Origin of the sequence: Aeromonas sp. V90_14, assembly GCF_029967615.1 — a bacterium.
Lineage (GTDB): Bacteria > Pseudomonadota > Gammaproteobacteria > Enterobacterales > Aeromonadaceae > Aeromonas > Aeromonas hydrophila.
Genome location: NZ_JASCAS010000002.1, coordinates 130,536 through 150,798, shown reverse-complemented (window position 1 = coordinate 150,798; position 20,263 = coordinate 130,536). Strand labels below are relative to the sequence as shown.

The window sequence follows — 20,263 nt, the reverse complement described above, 5'->3', positions numbered from 1 at the left end:
GGAAAATGAATGGCAGAAGTATCAGTCAAACAACTTGCCACTGACATCGACACACCGGTTGATCGTCTTCTCCAGCAGTTTGTCGATGCCGGTATCAGCAAGAGCAAGGCCGACGACATGGTCAGCGAGTCTGAGAAACAGACACTGCTGGCCCATCTGAAGAAACAGCATGGAGGTGACGAGGTCGCCGCACCTGCCCGCATGACCTTGCAGCGCAAGACCAAGAGCACCATCAGTGTTCAGGGGACTGGCGGCAAGAACAAGGAAGTGCAGGTAGAAGTGCGCAAGTCTCGCACCTATGTAAGACGTTCGGCGCTGGAAGATGAACAGCGCCAGGCGGAAGCCGAGGAAACAGCGCGTTTGGAAGCAGAAGAAAAAGCTCGTCGCGAGGCCGAAGATAAGGCCCGTCTCGACGCTGAAGAGAAGGCTCGCCGTGAGGCTGAGCAGGCTCGTCGTGAAGCTGAGGAAAAGGCGCGGATCGAGGCACAACAAAAGGCTCGACAGGCTCAACAGCCCGCCAAAGCAGCCGGTAGCACAGCTCAGCAAGAGGCAGAAAAGATGGCCAAGCGCGAAGCAGAAGAACTGAAGCGCCAACAAGAACAAGCAGCCTTGACCAAGGCTGAAGAACTCGCCGCGAAGAAAGCCGAAGAGGCTCGTGTCATGGCGGAACAGAACGCAGCCCGCTGGGCTGAAGAAGAAGCCGCTCGCGCCAAAGAGAGCAGCGATTACCATCTGACCACCAACAAGCACGCTCAGGCGGCTGAAGATGAGTTGGATCGTAAGGAAGAGACCAGCCGCCGCACTGCCGCTGCTGCCAAGGGCCCGAAAAAGGCCGGTCGTCGTGAAGACGATCGCGATGCGCGCAACCCGCGTGCTCGCAAGGGCAAGCGTGGCAAGGTTGCCACTCCGAACGCCATGAAGCACGGCTTCAACAAGCCGGCGGCCGCGGTGAACCGCGACGTGGTGATCGGCGAGACCATCACTGTGGCCGACCTGGCCAACAAGATGGCCGTCAAGGGCGTTGAAGTCATCAAGGTGATGATGAAGATGGGTGCCATGGCCACCATCAACCAGGTGATCGACCAGGAGACCGCTCAGCTGGTCGCCGAGGAGATGGGTCACAAGGTGGTGCTGCGCCGCGAGAACGAGCTGGAAGAGGCGGTACTGTCCGATCGTGACGAGACCTCCGAAGCCAAGCCGCGCGCGCCGGTCGTGACCATCATGGGTCACGTTGACCACGGCAAGACCTCGCTGCTGGACTACATCCGTAAAGCCAAGGTTGCCGCGGGCGAAGCCGGTGGTATTACCCAGCATATCGGTGCTTACCACGTCGAAACCGACAGTGGCATGATCACCTTCCTGGATACCCCGGGTCACGCGGCGTTTACCTCCATGCGTGCTCGTGGTGCCAAGGCCACCGATATCGTGGTGCTGGTCGTTGCTGCCGATGATGGCGTGATGCCGCAAACCATCGAAGCCATCCAGCACGCCAAGGCCGCTGAAGTGCCCTTGGTGGTGGCGGTCAACAAGATCGACAAGCCGGAAGCGGATCCGGATCGCGTCAAGACCGAGCTGGCCCGTTACAACGTCATGTCAGAAGACTGGGGTGGCGATTGCCAGTTCGTCCATGTCTCCGCCAAATCCGGCCAGGGCATCGATGACCTGCTGGAAGCCATCCTGATCCAGTCCGAAGTACTGGAGCTGAAAGCTGTAGTTGACGGCATGGCCAACGGCGTCGTGATCGAGTCCTTCCTGGACAAGGGTCGTGGTCCGGTTGCTACCGTGCTGGTACAAGAAGGTACCCTGCGTCAGGGCGACATCGTGCTGTGCGGCCTGGAATATGGTCGTGTCCGTGCCATGCGTGACGAGCTGGGTCGCGAGATCAAGGAAGCGGGTCCGTCCCTGCCGGTGGAAATCCTCGGCCTGTCCGGCGTTCCCTCTGCCGGTGACGAAGCCACTGTCGTGCGTGACGAGAAGAAAGCCCGTGAAGTGGCGCTCTACCGTCAAGGCAAGTTCCGCGAAGTCAAGCTGGCTCGCCAGCAGAAGGCCAAGCTGGAAAACATGTTCGCCAACATGACCGAGGGCGAAGTGTCCGAAGTGAACGTGGTGATCAAGGCCGACGTACAGGGTTCCGTGGAAGCGATCTGCGATGCTCTGGTCAAGCTCTCCACCGACGAAGTGAAGGTGAAGATCGTGGGTTCCGGCGTGGGTGGTATCACCGAGACCGACGCTACTCTGGCTGCCGCGTCCAGCGCCATCCTGGTGGGCTTCAACGTCCGTGCCGATGCCTCTGCACGCAAGGTCATCGAGGCCGAGAGCCTGGATCTGCGTTACTACTCCGTCATCTATGACCTGATCGACGAAGTGAAGCAGGCCATGAGCGGCATGCTGGCCCCCGAGTACCGTCAGGAAATCATCGGTCTGGCCGAAGTGCGCAGCGTGTTCAAGTCACCGAAGTTTGGTGCCGTGGCCGGCTGTATGGTCACCGAGGGTGTGGTCAAGCGTTCCAACCGCATTCGCGTTCTGCGCGACAACGTGGTTATCTATGAAGGCGAGCTGGAATCCCTGCGTCGCTTCAAGGATGACGTCAACGAAGTCAAGAACGGCTACGAGTGTGGTATCGCGGTCAAGAACTACAACGACGTGCGCGAAGGCGACCAGATCGAAGTTTACGAGACCGTTGAAATTCAACGGACTCTGTAAGGCTGGAGTCAGATTAAATAGGGGGCCGCGGCCCCCTTTTATCGCAGGATAGAATATGGCCAGAGAATTTAGCCGGACCCGTCGGGTCGGACAGCAGATCCAGCGTGAAATCGCGCTCATTCTGCAGCGCGAGGTCAAGGACCCGCGCATCGGCATGGTGACCGTTTCCGATGTGGAAGTGTCCCGTGACCTCAATTACGCCAAGGTGTATGTCACCTTCTTGCAGCTGGAAAATGATGCCGAGCGCATCAAGGAAGGGCTCAAGGCGCTGACGGAAGCCGCTGGCTACATCCGCAGCCTGCTGGGCAGCGCCATGCGTCTGCGCGTGGTGCCCGAGCTGCGTTTCTTCTACGACCAGACCCTGGTCGAGGGGATGCGTCTCTCCAACCTGGTGACCAACACCATCCGTGAAGACAAGCGTCGCATGGCCGAATCCGGTCGTGAAGAAGACGATGCCGCGCCGGATGAAACTACTGAGGATAACGCCTGAGATGTCTCGTAGACGTCGTTTCAAGGGCCGTGACGTGCACGGTATCCTGCTGCTGGACAAGCCGACCGGGCTGACCTCCAACGATGTGTTGCAGAAGGTCAAGCGGATCTACAACGCCGCCAAGGCCGGCCACACCGGCGCCCTGGACCCGCTGGCAACCGGCATGCTGCCGATCTGCCTCGGCGAAGCCACCAAGTTCTCCCAGTATCTGCTGGAAGCGGACAAGCGCTACGAGGTGACCGCCAAGCTGGGCGAGCGCACCAATACCAGCGACTCCGATGGCGAGGTGGTCTCCACCCGGCCGGTGAACGTGGCCGTGGGTACCCTGATCGAGTCGCTGGACCAGTTCCGCGGCCCCATCATGCAGGTGCCGTCCATGTACTCAGCCCTCAAGCACAACGGTCGCCCGCTCTACGAGTACGCCCGTGAAGGCATCGAGATCGAGCGGGAAGCCCGCCCCATCACGGTGTTCGAGCTCAAGCTCATCAGCTTTGAAGGGGACGAGGTCAAGCTGGAGGTGCACTGCAGCAAGGGCACCTACATCCGCTCCCTGGTGGACGATCTGGGGGAGGTGCTGGGCTGCGGCGCGCACGTCACCCAGTTGCGCCGTACCCAGGTGGCCAGCTATCCCTATGAGCGGATGCTGACCCTGGAACAGCTCGAGTGCATCTTCGAGCAGGCCAAGGCCGAAAGCATCCCGCCGCGCGAGCAGCTGGATCCGCTGCTGCTGCCGATGGATACCGCCGTGGCAAGCCTGCCCGAGGTGAATATGCTGGCTGCCGTGGCTGCCTATGTGAACCAGGGCCAGGCCGTGCAGGTCGCCGGAGCGCCGCAGAGCGGTCAGGTGCGCATGACGGTCGGTCCGGATCGCGAGTTCATCGGCGTGGGCGAGATCGACGACGAGGGGCGCGTGGCGCCCAAGCGTCTGGTGCGTTATCACGACGAACACGACGAGGAGTGATCCTCAGGCGGTATCGACGCGTGTTGGCCGTTGTGGCTCTTTCCCGTTGCGTAAAGTGACGGGGACGATTATGATACCGCCCTCATTTCACGGCTGAATTAGAGATTGGCTGTGAACCTTTAAACACTCTACTGGAGTAATACCATGTCTCTAAATGCTGAGATCAAAGCTCAAATCGTTGCTGACAACGCTCGTTGCGCCAACGACACTGGCTCCCCCGAAGTGCAAGTTGCCCTGCTGACTGCCCAGATCAACCATCTGCAAGGTCACTTCAAGGAGCACTCCAAGGATCACCACGGTCGTCGCGGTCTGCTGCGCATGGTTTCCCAGCGTCGTAAGCTGCTGGACTACCTGAAGCGTAAAGACGTTCAGCGTTACGCTGCTCTGATCGCCAAGCTGGGTCTGCGTCGTTAATCGACCATCAGATTTCGCGAAAAAGGGGAACCTCCGGGTTCCCCTTTTTTATTGCGCGTCAGGCTGTTGCCGCCCTCACAGAATTTGTGTCGCTGCTTACCTTTTGCATCGAATCAAGTATACTTGCACGCGAATTTAAAGCGCCAAATTGTAAAAAGGAAATTCACGTGAATCCTATTGTAAAGTCATTCCAGTACGGTCAACACACCGTCACTCTGGAAACCGGAGTGATGGCCCGTCAAGCCACTGCGGCCGTCATGGTCAGCATGGACGATACCTGCGTATTTGTGACCGTAGTTGGCAAGAAAGAGGCCGATCACGGCCGTGATTTCTTCCCGCTGACCGTCAACTACCAGGAGCGTACCTATGCTGCTGGTCGTATCCCGGGTGGTTTCTTCCGTCGTGAAGGCCGTCCGAGCGAAGGCGAGACGCTGATCTCCCGTCTGATCGACCGTCCTATTCGTCCGCTGTTCCCGGAAGGCTTCCTCAATGAGGTTCAGGTGGTTGCCACCGTCATGTCCGTGAACCCGGCCGTTTCTCCCGACATCGTTGCCATGATCGGTGCCTCCGCGGCGCTGGCCATCTCCGGTATCCCGTTCGGCGGCCCGATCGGTGCAGCCCGCGTGGGTTACATGAACGGTCAGTACGTGCTGAACCCGACCACTACCGAATTGCCGCAGAGCGATCTGGACCTGGTAGTGGCCGGTACCGCCAACGCCGTGCTGATGGTTGAATCCGAAGCGGCCATCCTCTCCGAAGAGGTGATGCTGGGTGCCGTGGTGTTCGGTCACGAGCAGATGCAGGCCGTTATCAACGCCATCAACGAATTCGCTGCCGACGTCGGCACCAAGCCGTGGAACTGGACTGCTCCTGCCGTCAACGAAGCGCTGAAAGCCAAGGTTGCCGAGCTGGCGACAGCCGAGCTGGGTGAAGCCTACCGCATCACCGAGAAAGCCGTGCGTTACGAAACCATCGGTGCCATCAAGGCTCGCGTGGTTGAGCAAGTGATCGCTTCCGGCGTGGAAGAAGATGCCAAGAAGATCGGCGAAGAGTTCCACAGCCTGGAAAGCCGCATCGTCCGTGGTCGCGTCGTCCGTGGCGAGCCGCGCATCGATGGTCGCGATCCGGAGATGATCCGCGCCCTGTCCGTCGCCACCGGCGTACTGCCGCGTGCCCACGGCTCTGCCCTGTTCACCCGTGGTGAGACTCAGGCCATGGTCGTTGCCACCCTGGGTACCGAGCGTGACGCCCAGAACATCGACGAGCTGACCGGCAACCGCGCCGATCGCTTCATGCTGCACTACAACTTCCCGCCATACTGCGTCGGTGAAACCGGCATGATGGGTAGCCCGAAACGTCGTGAAATCGGTCACGGTCGTCTGGCCAAGCGCGGCGTTGCTGCCGTGATGCCGAGCGCCGACGAGTTCCCGTACGTGGTACGCGTGGTGTCTGAAATCACCGAATCCAACGGTTCCTCCTCCATGGCCTCCGTCTGTGGTTCCTCCCTGGCGCTGATGGACGCCGGTGTGCCGATCAAGGCCTCCGTTGCCGGTATCGCCATGGGTCTGGTGAAGGAAGAAGAAGGTTTCGTCGTGCTGTCCGACATCCTGGGTGACGAAGATCATCTGGGCGACATGGACTTCAAGGTTGCCGGTACCACCGAAGGTGTGACCGCACTGCAGATGGACATCAAGATCGAAGGCATCACCAAAGAGATCATGGAGATTGCCCTGAAGCAAGCTCGTGGTGCTCGCCTGCACATCCTGAAAGTGATGGACGAAGCCATCCAGGCACCGCGTGCCGAGATCTCCGATTTCGCCCCGCGCATCCACACCATCAAGATCAACCCGGAGAAGATCAAGGACGTCATCGGTAAAGGTGGCTCCGTGATCCGTGCCCTGACCGAAGAGACCGGCACCAACATCGAGCTGGATGATGACGGTACTGTCCGCATCGCCGCCGTTGACGGTGATGCCGCCAAGGAAGCGATCCGCCGTATCGAGGCCATCACCGCCGAGATCGAAGTGAACCGCATCTACGAAGGCAAGGTTGTACGTCTGGCTGACTTCGGTGCCTTCGTCAACATCCTGCCGGGCAAGGACGGTCTGGTGCACATCTCCCAGATCACCGATGCACGCGTGCAGAACGTGGCCGACTATCTGAAGATCGGTGACGTGGTGAAGGTGAAGGTACTGGAAGTGGACCGTCAGGGCCGCGTGCGTCTCTCCATCAAGGAAGCGAACGCCCCGACCGAAGCCGCAGCCGAGCCGGCTGTTGCCGCCGTCGAAGAGCCGGCCGCCGAATAAGCCGCCGAGCCTTGAAAAAGCCGACCTCAGGGTCGGCTTTTTTTATATTTGTGACTTGATGTTGTCTCCTTTGAGACCTCTTGTTATAACGAAAGGCTTCCCGTGCGACGGGCAACAAGGAGCAGTGTGATGTCGTGGGCCCTCCTCAGGCAGTTTCCTCCCCTGGTCTGGACCGTGATCCTGGGCACCTTCATGGTGCGCACCAGCTATTACATGGTCTGGCCGTTTCTCTCCATCTTGCTCTATCGGGAGTATGGCCTCTCGGCGACCGCCATCGGCGCCATGCTGGGGGCGACTGCGGCCATCTCCACCCTGGTCAGCTTCTATGGCGGCTGGCTGTCCGACAAGCTGGGGCGGCGCAACATCCTGCTGGCGGGTTGTCTGGTCTCCGTGCTCTGCTACGGCCTGCTCGGCTTCTCCCATTCGGTGCTCTGGCTCGGACTCGGGGTACTCGGCAGCGGCCTCTCCTCCGGGCTCATCGATGCGCCCGGCAAGGCGCTGATGGCTGACAGCCTGGCCTCGGCCAAGGCCCGCGAGCTGGCGCTGCACCTGCGTTACTTCCTGCTCAACCTGGGGGCGGCTCTCGGCCCCCTGCTGGGGGTGACCCTCGGCATCAGTGCCCAGCAGCAGACCTTCCTGCTGCTGAGTAGCAGCTACCTGCTGCTGGGGGCTGCCTTCCTCTGGGGATTTGCGCAAAGCAGGGTCGTGGCGACCCACGGCAGCGAGCTGGGCTTGCGTGCGGCCATCAAGGTATTGTGGCTGGATCGTGGCTTCTTGCTGCTGGTACTGGCCAACCTGCTGATGAACCTGGTCTATTCCCAGTTCCACTCACCGCTGGTGCAGTATCTGACTAGGGCCGGGACGCCAGAGGTAGCGAGCCTCATCGCCCTTCTGGTGGCCACCAACGCCCTGACCGTGGTCTTGCTGCAGTTTCCCTTGCTGCACCTCCTCGCCTGCTGGCCCGGTAAGGTGCGCCTGCAGGTCGGCATCACCCTGTTTCTGGGGGCTCAGGTGCTGTTTGCACTGGGGGATCCGCAGCAGTGGTCGCACTGGGTCGGGGCGGTACTGATGCTGAGCGTGGGGGAGACCATACTGTTTCCGCTGCTCAACGTGCTGATCGATCAGATGTCGCCCCCGCACCTGAAGGGGAGCTACTTCGGCGCCGGTGCGCTGGCCGGGCTGGGTGGTGCCATCGGTGCCTTGCTGGGGGGCTGGATCCTTGCCGTGTGGGGCGGTCAGGCACTCTACGTGCTGATGGCGGTGCTCTGCCTGTTTACCTTCCTGCTCTATGAGTGGGGCGCCCGCATTGCGCGCCCGGAACGGATTCGGGTCAGGCAGGATTGAACCTCAGTGGGTACTGTTCTGGTTGACCTGCTTCATCGCCTTCTTGGCGGCATACATGCGCTCGTCGGCCAGCCGGATCAGGCTGTTGCCCTCGTCGAACTGGACCGGCCCGGTCTGCACCAGACCGATGCTGAGGGTGACGTCACTGATCTGCTCGGCCAGCGCGTTGGTCAGCCGCTGCAGGTAGACGTCTCTGGCCTGCTCCTCGTTGCAGTTGGGCAGGATCAGACAGAACTCGTCCCCGCCGTAACGGAAACAGCAATCCTCCGCCCGTGAGACCTTGCGAATGCAGTCGCCGACGATGCGCAGGATCTCGTCCCCGCGCTGATGGCCCTGGCTGTCGTTGATCTGCTTGAAGTCATCGATGTCGAGATAGGCGATGACCACCGGCTCTGAGCGGCGCTGGCAGGTACGCAGGGTGCGGGTCAGGTTCTCCTGCAGGTGGCGTACGCTGAGCAGGCCGGTGAGGGCATCAGTCCGGCTCATCTCCTCCAGCTGCTGGGTGCGCTCGCGTACCTTCTCCTCCAGCGACTTGGCGTAGATCTCCGATTTCTCCTTGGAGGACTCGATCTCCGACACCAGGCTGCGAATATAGGTCTCGAACACCAGGGTGATGTCGAACAGGAACAGCTTGTCGAGGGCGGTCAGCATGGTGATGCGGTCCGGCTCATGGTCTATCTGGGTGAAGATATCCTCGATGAGCAGCCCCTTGAGGGTGTTGATGGCGGCCAGATAGAGCTTGGGTTCCACCCCGATCCGCTTGTGCACCAGCCCGATCCGCAGCCGGTTGTTGACGTATTCCAGGTCGTACAGGCCGCTGAACAGGTCGAGAATGTAGCGGCGCTGAGCGGCCCGCAGCCGGGTGAGGGTGTCGGCGTCGCCGATCAGCAGGGCAATTTCGGTGATCCCGGTCTGCAGGGTGTAAAACTTGTCGACCAGGGCGTCGATGTGGGGCTCGATTTTGGGACGGTAGCTGGCGAGCAGGGCGAAATCCCGTTCATCCAGCAGCAACAGCTCCTTGCGATGAGCGATTTCGAACTCGGTGATCCGCATTTGTTCCAGCAGAGTCTGTTCGGTTGGATTCATGGCAGTTCCCTGAACGAAAATGAAAGCGCGCACGTTGTTATCTAACTGACAGTGTAGACATTAACAGCTGTGAACAGGTTTTCAAATGGCGCAGGATTGTTGCAGATCAATGCCTGCGCCCGGTTCTCGCACCGCTAGAAGGTCAACACCTTGTCGGCCGCCAGTGTCCACTGGGCCAGCAGCGGCAGGGTGCCGATCTCGATCCCCTCGATGAGCGGCAGCGTCGTGATGCCACGGGCATCGGTACAGGTCTTGCAAAGGCGGATGCTGATCCCCTGAGCCAGCAGGATCTCCAGCATCTGGCGCAGGTTGTAGCCCTCGGCCGGGGCCTGGCCCGCCAGTGCGGCGCTGACCGCATCGGACATCAGAAACAGTTTCAGGTTGGCACCGCCCTGTTCGCGCAGGGCGATGGCCAGGCGCAGGGCATTGAACAGGGATTCGCTGCCATAGGGGGCGCCGTTGGCGATGATGACAATCTCTTGATTCATAACAGACTCCTTCATGAAAGTAGCCATTGTAGGCCCATCGGCACCCGGTTGGCGTGATGTCGCACAAACTCTGTCGTAGCGGTTTGCCCGCGCCTTGACCCGGCCGGCCGAGTACGGTCTGATAGGCGGCCATCAAACATGACAGGGGAACGAGGTCGTTATGTGGAAGGTTATCGGAATGAGCATGCTGCTGTTGGCCGGCCAGGCCTATGGCAGTGAGGCCGTTGGCTGCAAGGCGCGCCAGCAGGCCGTCAAGGATCAGCTGGTGTTTGCCAAGGCGCACGACAATGCGGATCAGATCGCGGGGCTGGAGCGGGCCCTGCGCAATATCGAGACTCACTGCACCGACGCCGGCCTGTTCAAGGAGCAGCAGCAGCGGGTGGCCGAGCTCAAGGAGCAGGTCAACGAACGGTTAGTCGAGCTGCAAAACGCCAGGGTGACGGGCAAACCCGACAAGATCGCCAAGAAGCAGGCCAAGCTGGAAGAGGCCCAGACCAAGCTGCTGGCCGCCCAGCGCGAGCTGGATGCCCTGAGCAAGCTTGTCAAACCCTGACTCATCGATGAAAAAAGAAGCCGGCGCAGTCCGGCTTCTTTTTTGTCTCGAGTTTCCCTCCGGGCTGGTTCAGCCGCCGTGCCGACCCACCATGTCGGCCGGCACCACCCAGGCATCGAACTGCTGCGCCGTCAGATGGCCGGAGGCGATGGCCGCCTCCCGCAGGCTGAGCCCCTCATGGTGGGCCCGCTTGGCGATCTCTGCCGCCTTGTCATAGCCGATATGGGGGTTGAGCGCCGTCACCAGCATCAGGGAGCGGGCCAGCAGCTCGTCGATACGGGGCTGGTTCGGGGTGATGCCGACGGCGCAGTGATCGTGGAAGCTCTGCATGCCGTCCGCCAGCAGCCGCACGCTCTGCAGGAAGTTGTGGGCGATCATCGGCCTGAACACGTTGAGCTCGAAGTTGCCGCTGGCGCCGCCGATGTTGATGGCGACGTCGTTGCCCATCACCTGGGCGCACAGCATGGTGAGCGCCTCGCACTGGGTCGGGTTGACCTTGCCGGGCATGATGGAGGAGCCTGGCTCGTTTTCCGGGATGAGCAGCTCTCCCAGCCCGCTGCGGGGGCCGCTCGCCAGCCAGCGCACGTCGTTGGCGATCTTCATGAGAGAGGCGGCCAGCGTCTTGAGGGCGCCGTGGCCATGCACTAGGGCATCGCTCGCCGCCAGCGCCTCGAACTTGTTGGGAGCGCTTACCAGCGGCAGGCCGGTTTGCTCGGCCAGGGTGGCGGCCACCGCCTCGGCGAAGCCGGGCGGGGTATTGAGGCCGGTGCCGACGGCAGTGCCCCCCAGCGCCAGCTCGCACAGATGGGGCAGGGCGGCCCGGATATGGCGCTCCCCCTGCTCGAGCTGGGCGACCCAGCCGGAGAACTCCTGCCCCAGGGTGAGCGGGGTGGCATCCTGCAGATGGGTGCGGCCTATCTTGACGATGTCGTCGAAGGCCGCCGCCTTGCCGGCCAGGGTAGTGCGCAGGGTCGCCAGGGCGGGCAGCAGGTGCCCGGTGATGGCCGTGACGGCCGCCAGGTTCATGGCGCTCGGGAAGACGTCGTTGCTCGACTGGCTCTTGTTCACCTCGTCGTTGGGGTGCACCAGCCGCCCCTCGCCACGGGGGCCGCCGAGCAGCTCGCTGGCCCGGTTGGCCAGCACCTCGTTGAGGTTCATGTTGGTCTGGGTGCCGGAGCCGGTCTGCCATACCCGCAGCGGGAACTCCTCATCATGCTGGCCGCACAGGATCTCGTCGGCGGCGCTCATGATGGCCTGCGCCGTGCGGGCGGGCAGCAGTCCGTTGGCGTGGTTGACCCGGGCACAGGCCGACTTGATACGCGCCAGGGCGTGGATCAGCGCCATCGGCTGGTGCTCGCCGGAGATGTCGAAGTGTTGCAGGGAGCGCTGGGTCTGGGCCCCCCACAGCCGATCGGCCGGCACGGCGATCGCGCCGAAGCTGTCGTGTTCAGTCCTGCTCTTCATCTCATCCTCCCTTCATTGCAAAAAAGGGGCGACATCCTGCGCCCCTGTGGGTTTTCAACCGGTCAGCGCCATTCAGCCGCGCGGGCGAAACGGCGTCAGCTCGGCCAGCGGCGCGGCCGTGCTGAACTCCTGGGTGGTCTCGGCGTGTTTGAAGATTTTGAAGCCTTCGCCGCGGGCGCTCCAGTATTCGATGTGCTCGCCACTGACCTGGAGCAGACTTGCCTCGCGCAGGGCCACCACGTGTTCGCTCGGGTTGATGGCGCAGAACTCGGCCAGGCGCTCGTCGCGGGTCTCCCCCATGTGGCCGCTGATGCTGGCGTCCAGATAGTGGGGGTTGATCTGCAGCGGGAACAGCCCCAGCGCAGGCAGCACGGCGGCGCTGCAGACCGGCATGTCGTTGGTGGTGCGGATGCTCGGGGTCGCCACGTTGCAACCGGCGCTCCAGCCCACATAGGGCACGCCCCGCTCGCGCACGGCGCGCTGGATGGGCACCACCAGGCCGTTCTCGTGCAGCAGCTGGTTGAGGCGCCAGGAGTTGCCGCCGCTGATGAAGATGGCGTCGGCATGGTTGATCGCGTCCACCGGGTCATCGAACTGATGGATGCTGATGGCCTCCACCCCCAGGCTCTCGCTGAGCTCCAGGGCGCGGGCATCCCAGTCGCTGCGGATCACCGCGTAGGGGATGAGCAGGATGCGCTTGACCTGTTTGCGGGCGAGCAGGGTCTGCACCCGATCCCGGGCCCAGCCGAGCAGGCCCGGGCATTCGGTGGCTTTGCCGTTGCTGAGAAGAAGCAGTTCCATGAAGCGTGTCCTCGATAAGTGAAAGCGCGAAGAGGTCACCGGCCCCAGGCCGGGTGACGGAAGCCCCCATTCTAGCCCGATCGCTGCTCGGGTTCTGTGATCGATGGCGCCATGTACCCTGATGAGACCGTTTTTTGAGCGCCAGATGCAACAAACCCCGGCATGCCGGGGTTTGTTGTTGCAGCGGGCGGGTCAGCTGGCGCTGGCCGGGGCAATCCGGAACTCGGGTTGCTGGCGCAGCTTCCACAGCTCAATCCACTTGCGGATGGCCGACACCAGGATGACGGCGCCGAGCCCCAGCATCAGCAGCGAGATGCCGCCGTTGAGCAGGTTGTAGCCCTTGGCTTCGGGGTTGAAGTAGACGTGGCTGACCATCCAGTAACCGGCGTAGTTGACGGTGACGAACAGGTAGGCCAGCGGGATCAGGCAGGTCAGCATGTAGCGGCGCTTGCTGGCCAGTCGCAGGATGATGGTGGCACCTATGATGAGGCCCACCGAGGCCATCAGCTGGTTCGAGACCCCGAACAGCGCCCACACAGATCCGATATCGCCGGACATCAGCAGGTAACCCCACATCACGCAGGCGAGCACGCTGGCCCCGATGGCGCCCGGCATCCAGTCGATGCGCTTGAGGGGCGGGTAGAATTCGCCGAAGAAGTCCTGAATGAGGTAGCGGGAGACCCGGGTACCGGAGTCGACGGCGGTCAGGATGAACACCGCTTCAAACATCACCACGAACTGGAAGAAGTAGGAGGCGAGGTTACTGAACCAGGGCACCTTGGTGAAGATGTAGGACATGCCCACCGCCAGGGTGACGGCGCCGCCGGTGCGGCCGTTCAGATCCATGCCGATCTCCTGGGAGAGGAACGGCAAGTCCACCACCTGCATCCCCAGCTTGGCGAAGGCCTCCGGGGTGGCGTTGATGGCGAAGTAGTCGGCAGGGTGCAGGGCGGTGGCGGCGATCAGCGCCATCACGCCCACCACGCACTCGGCCAGCATGGCACCGAAGGCGACCGGCAGAATGTCGCTCCACTTGTCCACCAGTTTCGGGGTGGTGCCTGAGCCGATGAAGGCATGGAAGCCGGAGATGGCGCCACAGGCGATGGTGATGGAGATAAAGGGCCAGACCGGGCCGCCCAGTACCGGGCCGCCGCCGTGGACGAACTGGGTCATGGCGGGGAACTGGATCTCGGGGTTGATGCAGATGACGCCGATGACCAGGGCGCCGAATACACCGATCTTCATGAAGCTGGAGATGTAGCCGCGCGGGGTGAGCAGCAGCCAGACCGGCAGCGCGGTGGCGAAGAAGGCGTAGACCGGCAGCGCCAGACTGATGGTCTCGGCGCGCAGGGTCAGCCAGGCACCGAAGGCGCTCTCCTGCACGTAGGGGCCGAAGAAGACGCAGGCCAGCACGGCGATGAAGCCCACCCAGGAGGCGGCTTGCAGGTTGCCAGTCAGCTTGTGCCAGATCCCCACCACCATGGAGATGGGGATGGTCATGAACACTGCGAACACGCCCCAGGCGTTACGCTCCAGCGCGTGTACCACCACCATGGAGAGACCCGCCATGGTGATGGTGATGATGAACAGCATGGCAAGGCCGGTACACCAGCCGGCGATGGGGCCGAGTTCGGCCTTGGCCACCTCGGAGAGGGACTTGCCCTGATGCTTCATGGAGGCGAACAGCACGACGGTGTCGTGCACCGCGCCGCCGATGACGCAGCCGATCAGCAGCCAGAGAAAGCTCGGCAGGTAGCCGTACTGGGCGGCCAGGACCGGGCCCACCAGCGGGCCGGCGGCGGCGATGGCCGCGAAGTGCTGGCCGAAGTTGACCCACTTGTTGGTCGGCACATAGTTTTTGCCATCTTCCAGCTGGTGGGAGGGGGTGACCAGCTTGTCGTCGGCCATCAGCACCTTGCGCACAAAGAACACGCCGTAGAGGCGATAGGCGATGGCGAGGATGCAGAGGGCCGCAATGACGAAGGTGATTGCGTGTTGCATGACGGAGTTTCCTTTTCCTGCGGCCAATCTGGCCGGGCTCAGGCTGCACTCTACCGATGCGGCAGGGAAAGGGGAGCGCAGAAAAGGTCAGTGGCAGAGGGCCGCCAGCGAGCGGCAGAAAAGCGGCCCCGAGCGGTTTGAGGGATGAGCCGGCGTGCGCGGCAAGCGTGGTAACGGGCAGAGCAGGAGCGGGGAGAGTGGCCCGCTCCTCAGGGGATCTCCAGCAGCTCCTTGAGTGGCTTGAGGTAGCGGCGGCTCACCGGCACCTTGTGACCGCCCTGGGTCACCACCTCCGCCAGCCCGCCGTCGAGCAGCAGGATCTCGCGGATCTGGCCGGGGTTGAGCAGGTACTGGCGGTGACAGCGTACGAAGCCGGTCTTCTCCTCCAGGGTGCGCAGGGTCAGCTCGGTGGTGCCCTGCTGCTGGGCGCTCACCACCTTGTTGCCGGCCAGATCGCTGTGGACGAACTCCACCTCGCCAAGGGGCAGCAGCAGAATCCGGTTGTGGCCGCTGCAGGGAATGCTGCGCAGGGGCTGGGCGATGCGGGTCGGGTCCGGCAGCAGCTGGCCCGCCAGCTCACCCTTTGGCGAAAGCAGCCGCTGGATGCGCTCCAGCGCCTTGTTCATCCGTTCGCTGGTGACCGGCTTGAGCAGGTAGTCGAGGGCGTTCTCCTCGAACGCGCGCAGGGCAAACTCGTCGTAGGCGGTGATGAAGACGATGTGGGGGCGCAAGTCCGGGTCCAGCATGCTCACCAGCTCCAGCCCGTTGATGCGCGGCATCTGGATGTCGAGAAACAGCAGATCGGGCTTGAGGCGATGGATGGCGGGCAGCGCCTCCATGGCGTGGGCACACTCACCCAGCAGGTGGATGTTGCCCGCCTGTTCCAGCAGCAGCCGCAGCTCCTCGCGGGCGAGGGGTTCATCGTCGACGATAAGGGCGGTCAGCATGGGCTCTCCTGCAGGGGAAGGGTGATCCTCACCCGGGTGGATTGATGGGGCTCGCAGTGAATGGTGACCCCGTACTCGGCGCCGTAACGGGCCTTGATGCGCCGGTCCACTATGTTCATGCCAAGGCCGCTCTCCTCCCGTTTGGCCTGATAGAGGCCGGCGTTGTCCTCTACCTCCAGCACCAGCTGTTCGCCCTCCTGTCGCGCAGTCAGGGTCAGTTTGCCCGGCTCGAACATCTGGGAGATGCCGTGCTTGATGGCGTTTTCGACGATGGGTTGCAGGGAGAAGGTGGGCAGCCGGTACTCCAGCAGCGGCTCGGGAATCTGGATCTGCACGCTCAGGTGCTCGGCGAAGCGGGCCTGCTCGATGTGCAGGTAGGCGTTCACGTGCTCCAGCTCGTCGGCCAGGGTCACCTCGTCCCCCTGGCGCTTGAGGTTCTTGCGAAAGAAGGTGGAGAGGTGGTGCACCAGGGTGCGGGCATCCTCGGGGTCGCGCCGGATCACCGCCGCCAGGGTGTTGAGGGCGTTGAACAGGAAGTGAGGGTTGATCTGGGCCTGCAGCAGCTTGATCTCCGACTGGGCCAGCAGCCGCTTCTGCTCGTTGTACTTGCTGGCGAGGATCTGGCCGGAGAGCAGCCGGGCGATCCCTTCCCCCAGGGTGCGATTGATGGAGGAGAAGAACTTGCGCTTGGGCTCGTAGAGCTTGATGGTGCCCACCACGGATCCCTCTTCCCCCCGCAGCGGTATGACCAGCGAGGAGCCTAGCCGGCACTGGGGATGCTGGTTGCAGCTGTAGGGAATGAGGTTGCCATCCGCATAGACCACCTCGTTGTGCTGGATCGCCTTGAAGGTGTGGGCCGAGTTGATGGCGGTACCCGGCAGGTGGTGATCCTCGCCGATGCCGATGAAGGCGAGCAGCTTCTCCCGATCGGTGATGGCCACTGCGCCCACTCCGGTCTCCTCGTAGAGGATGCGCGCCATCTGCTGACACGCCTGCTGGGTGAAGCCCTTGTCCAGCACCCGCATCGCCCGCTCGGCGATCTTGAGGGCGCGGGCGGAGAAGGCTACCGAGTATTTTTCCAGCATGGCGCGGTGATCGAGGATCATCCGCATGAACATGGCGGCCCCCAGGGTATTGGCCACCAGCATGGGGGCGATGATGTTCTCGATGAGGTGGACGGCGTCGTCAAACGGGCGGGCCACCAGCAAGATGATCCCCATCTGCATCAGTTCGGCGATGAGGGCTACAGATCCCACCACCCAGGGGCTGAACAGCAGGTCGAGCCGGTGGCGGGCGACGAAGTGGCGGTGCACCAGCCCGCCGAGCAGCCCCTCGGCGATGGTGGAGAAGGTGCAGGCGAGGGCGGTAAAGCCCCCCAGCGAGTAGCGATGGATGCCGCCGGTCAGCCCCACCAGCAGCCCCACCACAGGGCCGCCGACGATGCCGCCGAGCACGGCGCCGATGGCGCGGGTGTTGGCGATGGAGTCCTCGACTCTCAGGCCAAAGTAGGTGCCCATGACGCAGAAGCCGGAGAAGATGAGGTAGCAGAGGATCTTGTGGGGCCAGCTCAGGGTCACCTGGGTCAGCGGCATGAACAGCGGCGTCTTGGAGAGCAGCCAGGCGATCACCAGATAGACGCAGAGCTGCTGGAAGAGAGATATCACGAGCGCGAATTGTTCGAAAGCCACGGCACACTATCTCGAAAGGGGATGCTCATCCAATGGACGCGGAGTATTAGCAAACCCCGATTTGCGCTGCAAGCCGCGGGCGCCGGAATAGCGCGCCTGCGCACAGATTTGCCGGCACCCTGAGCCAAAGGCATCCCCTGTGCTGACCGATGGGGGATGGGCATAGGCCCGGCAAGTGGGTCACTCTCCCGGCCTGGATTAGGGGCCTGGCTCAGGGGCCTGGTTCAAGGGACTGAATGGACGTTTGCATAGAGCAGCATCAGCTCGGCCAGGGAATCGACCTCGAGCCGCCGCATCAGGCTGGCGCGGCACACCTCGACGGTGCGCACCGAGATGCAGAGGTCCTGCGCTATCTGCTGGTTCTTGTGGCCCCGGGCGATGAGTTGCAGCAGCTGGTGCTCGCGCGGGGTGAGCCGCCGGTAGGCGGCCAGCTGGGCGAAACGGGTGGCCGCACTCAGGGTCGCCTGCTCGGCCCGTTCGATGGCGGCAAGCAGGGGGGCCAGCTGCACCGGCTTTTGCAAGAAATCCACCGCCCCCAGCTTGAGGGACTCCACCGCCAGCGGCACCTCGCCGTGGCCGGTGAGAAACAGGATGGCGATGGGGCTCTGGGCCGCCTTCAGCCGCTGCTGCACCTCGGGGCCCGACAGCCCCGGCATGCGGCAGTCGAGGATGAGGCAGGCGGGCTGGTACAGGTCGACCTCGGCCAGAAAGCGCTCGCCATCGGCAAAGCTGAGCAGCTGCCGCTCGTCGCAGCTCTCCAGCATGAAGCGCAGGGAGTCGAGCACGGCCTCGTCATCGTCAACCAGATAGAGCGGGGGGCGGGCAGGGGGCGGCATCTCAGTTCCTCGGCATGTCGGTGGATGAAGGGAGGGTTTCGGGTGGCGGCACGGGCAGGGTGACCCGGGCCAGACAGCCGTGGGGGCTCAGGTTCTCCAGACTGAACTGGCCGCGATGGCTCTCGACCACCTCCCGGCAGATGGCCAGCCCCAGCCCCATGCCATCGGGCTTGTCGCTGTAAAACGCCTGCTGCAGTTCGGTGGCGGGGACCCTCAGGCCGGCGCCGTTGTCGCGGATCTCCAGCAGCAGGCTCTGCGCCTCGAAGGTGATCAGCAGCTCGACCCGGGCAGGCGCCTGTGCCGCTGCTTGCGCAGGGGGGGGAGCAGGAGAGTGAACCGCAGCGCGCGCCTTCTTCGCCGCACTCTGCGCCGCCCTCTGCGCCGCACTCTCGGCGCCATTCTTGATGAGGTTGACCAGCAACTGCTCTATCCCGGTGCCGTCCAGAGGCTGCCGGCGCGGCTGGCCCCGCCAGTGCAGGGTGAAGGCGACGTCGAGTGGCGCCAGCATCTGCTCCAGCAGGGGGCGCAACTCCGCCACCAGGGTGGGCAGGTCGCAAGGCTCGAAGCGGGGAGGGCGCTTTTGCAGCCGGGCCCTGAGCCGGTTGACGGTCTGGGTGATGCGCTGGACCTGGAGCCCTATCTGTTCCAGGGCCTGACGCAGGGAGGCCTGGGCGGCGGTCTGGGCAGGATCCTGTGCCAATCTGTCCAGTCGCAACAAGGCCCCCTGGCTGTAGTTGGCGATGGCGCTGAGAGGCTGATTGATCTCGTGGGCCACGTTGGCGCCCAGCTCGCCGAGTTCGGCGAGCCGTCTGGCCTGTGCCAGCTGGCGTCCCTTCTGCTCGAGCTGGTGGCGGGCTTTGAGCAGCCGGCGCTGGCTGCGGTTGAACAGGTATTGCAGCAGCAGGTGGTGGCCTCCCAGCAGCAGTACCAGCGCCAGGGCGCCCCATCCCCACTGTTGATGCTGGCGCAGCCAGTGCCAGGCCGCTTGCCACCAGGGGCCCTGCAGCGGGTGGCGATCCAGCGCCTTGAGCAGGCGGTCGATGGCGAGCTCGCTGGTGGGTACGGTCCAGCCCGCCGAATCGACGGCGATGGCCGCCTCGCTATCAGCGGGTAGGTCGAACAACGCGCGGGTCACCGCCAGCGCCAACGCGGGGGAGGCCCGTTCTGTCTTGGCGAAGGACCAGTTGGGGTAGAGCCGGGTCGAGCTCTGGCAGCCAAAGCCGGCCGGCGCCTGATCGTCCAGTACCCGAAACGCCCCCCTGGCGACCTTGCCTTCCCGCTCCATGCGCTCCAGCTGGCACACCGGCACGATGGCGGCGGCCACCTCGCCTACGGCCAGCCGCTCGATGAGCCGGTCCAGTGGAAAGCCGGTGAACTGCACGGTGGAGAAGAAGTGCTCCAGCCTGACCCCCTGTTCGCCCGCCTCGAAGCGATAGGCGAGGTAGCCGCCGAAGGCGTTCTCCGAGACGGCGGCGACCGCTTGCCCCTCGAGGTCGCGCCAGTGTTGGTAGGGGGCCTGGGCGGGCACCACCAGCGCGGCGCCGATGGCGAGATTGTCCCCCCCGGCCGGGCTCTTGAGGGTGGCGAGCCAGGCCAGCGGGTACTGGCGCGCCAGACTCACCGACTGGCCCGGGTTGGTGATGACGAAATCGAGGTGCTCGCGGGCGACGGCCTCGGCCAGTTCATCGAGCCCCAGCGGATGCAGCACGAAGCGATGGTCGGGCACGCGCTGTGCCAGCCAGCGCAGCAGCGGTTGCCACTGGGCTCTTGCCAGTGCCGGGCCGCGGGTCGCCAGCACGCCGATGCGTATCGGCTCGGCCAAGGTCTGCACCGGCGTGGCCTGGGATGGTGCGGATTCCTGTCGGACCAGCGCTGGCGAAGAGGGGGTCGGGGTGGCCTGCACCCGCAGCGGCAGGGCTGACAGCGCGAGCCAGAGCAGCAGGCTGAGCAGGGGCAAGGGGACTGGGGCGTGCAGGGGGCTCTCCTCTCGGTGCAAAGGGGGCAGTCTATCACCGGGGCGCGCGCTTGCATTCGAACGGGGGCCGGGAGGGGCGGCAAACGCCGCCCCGGTCACAGTTCAGCAGGGCTGGGACATTTTTTATTGCGCTGGATCAACCCGGCTCCCGGTATGTGGAAAACCACAATAGAGGCGACTTCCTGCGTTGAGGACAATCGGCCCAA

The 20,263-nt window shown here is 63.5% G+C and carries 16 protein-coding genes; 7 read left to right on the top strand and 9 right to left on the bottom strand.

Annotated elements, in window-relative coordinates; translation table 11 throughout:
* Positions 1–9: 9 nt before the first annotated feature.
* The 6 genes from infB to QLG02_RS02980 all read left to right on the top strand — a co-directional run bounded on the left by infB (position 10) and on the right by QLG02_RS02980 (position 8,218).
* On the top strand, positions 10–2,703 hold the full coding sequence (gene infB / locus QLG02_RS03005) for a translation initiation factor IF-2 (protein ID WP_282464475.1): 2,694 nt from the start codon (positions 10–12) through the stop codon (positions 2,701–2,703).
* Positions 2,704–2,758: 55 nt separating this feature from the next.
* Positions 2,759–3,193, top strand: a complete 435-nt coding sequence (gene rbfA, locus QLG02_RS03000; RefSeq protein WP_011707073.1) for a 30S ribosome-binding factor RbfA — start codon at positions 2,759–2,761, stop codon at positions 3,191–3,193.
* A gap of 1 nt (position 3,194) precedes the next feature.
* Positions 3,195–4,154: a tRNA pseudouridine(55) synthase TruB gene (gene truB / locus QLG02_RS02995; RefSeq protein ID WP_039214774.1), complete on the top strand. Its 960-nt coding sequence runs from the start codon at positions 3,195–3,197 to the stop codon at positions 4,152–4,154.
* Between the two features lie 144 nt (positions 4,155–4,298).
* Positions 4,299–4,568, top strand: a complete 270-nt coding sequence (gene rpsO, locus QLG02_RS02990; protein ID WP_005298162.1) for a 30S ribosomal protein S15 — start codon at positions 4,299–4,301, stop codon at positions 4,566–4,568.
* A gap of 167 nt (positions 4,569–4,735) precedes the next feature.
* Positions 4,736–6,874 (top strand): polyribonucleotide nucleotidyltransferase, encoded by a 2,139-nt coding sequence (gene pnp / locus QLG02_RS02985; RefSeq protein WP_011707071.1) that lies wholly within the window; start codon positions 4,736–4,738, stop codon positions 6,872–6,874.
* 129 nt (positions 6,875–7,003) lie between these two features.
* Positions 7,004–8,218, top strand: coding sequence for an MFS transporter (locus QLG02_RS02980; protein WP_282464474.1), 1,215 nt, complete (start codon positions 7,004–7,006; stop codon positions 8,216–8,218).
* A gap of 3 nt (positions 8,219–8,221) precedes the next feature.
* Here QLG02_RS02980 and QLG02_RS02975 read toward each other — a convergent pair whose 3' ends face one another.
* Both QLG02_RS02975 and QLG02_RS02970 read right to left on the bottom strand, forming a co-directional pair.
* Positions 8,222–9,304, bottom strand: coding sequence for a protoglobin domain-containing protein (locus QLG02_RS02975; protein ID WP_016351715.1), 1,083 nt, complete (start codon positions 9,302–9,304; stop codon positions 8,222–8,224).
* A 134-nt stretch (positions 9,305–9,438) separates the two neighbouring features.
* Positions 9,439–9,792, bottom strand: coding sequence for a DsrE/DsrF/TusD sulfur relay family protein (locus QLG02_RS02970; RefSeq protein ID WP_029304279.1), 354 nt, complete (start codon positions 9,790–9,792; stop codon positions 9,439–9,441).
* A 178-nt stretch (positions 9,793–9,970) separates the two neighbouring features.
* On the opposite strand from QLG02_RS02970, the gene QLG02_RS02965 reads away from it, so the two are divergent.
* Entirely contained in the window at positions 9,971–10,345 is a 375-nt protein-coding gene (locus QLG02_RS02965; protein WP_042066988.1) for a DUF1090 domain-containing protein, read from the top strand.
* Positions 10,346–10,414: 69 nt separating this feature from the next.
* Here QLG02_RS02965 and fumC read toward each other — a convergent pair whose 3' ends face one another.
* The 7 genes from fumC to QLG02_RS02930 all read right to left on the bottom strand — a co-directional run bounded on the left by fumC (position 10,415) and on the right by QLG02_RS02930 (position 20,039).
* Positions 10,415–11,809, bottom strand: a complete 1,395-nt coding sequence (fumC, locus tag QLG02_RS02960) for a class II fumarate hydratase (RefSeq protein ID WP_282464473.1) — start codon at positions 11,807–11,809, stop codon at positions 10,415–10,417.
* Positions 11,810–11,881: 72 nt separating this feature from the next.
* Positions 11,882–12,610: a dipeptidase PepE gene (pepE, locus tag QLG02_RS02955; RefSeq protein WP_282464472.1), complete on the bottom strand. Its 729-nt coding sequence runs from the start codon at positions 12,608–12,610 to the stop codon at positions 11,882–11,884.
* Positions 12,611–12,802: 192 nt separating this feature from the next.
* The gene (locus tag QLG02_RS02950) at positions 12,803–14,611 is read right to left on the bottom strand and encodes a carbon starvation protein A (protein ID WP_024944260.1); all 1,809 of its coding nucleotides are present in this window, start codon (positions 14,609–14,611) and stop codon (positions 12,803–12,805) included.
* Between the two features lie 209 nt (positions 14,612–14,820).
* A complete protein-coding gene (btsR, locus tag QLG02_RS02945) occupies positions 14,821–15,558 on the bottom strand; it encodes a two-component system response regulator BtsR (RefSeq protein ID WP_282464471.1) in 738 nt (245 codons plus the stop codon).
* Entirely contained in the window at positions 15,552–17,246 is a 1,695-nt protein-coding gene (locus QLG02_RS02940) for a sensor histidine kinase (RefSeq protein ID WP_282464470.1), read from the bottom strand. The genes btsR and QLG02_RS02940 overlap by 7 nt, the downstream gene beginning before the upstream one ends.
* Positions 17,247–17,470: 224 nt before the next feature.
* Positions 17,471–18,082: a response regulator gene (locus tag QLG02_RS02935; RefSeq protein ID WP_282464469.1), complete on the bottom strand. Its 612-nt coding sequence runs from the start codon at positions 18,080–18,082 to the stop codon at positions 17,471–17,473.
* A 1-nt stretch (position 18,083) separates the two neighbouring features.
* Positions 18,084–20,039 carry a sensor histidine kinase gene (locus QLG02_RS02930; protein WP_282464534.1) on the bottom strand — a complete coding sequence of 652 codons (1,956 nt, stop codon included), beginning with the start codon at positions 20,037–20,039 and terminating at the stop codon, positions 18,084–18,086.
* Positions 20,040–20,263 lie beyond the last annotated feature (224 nt).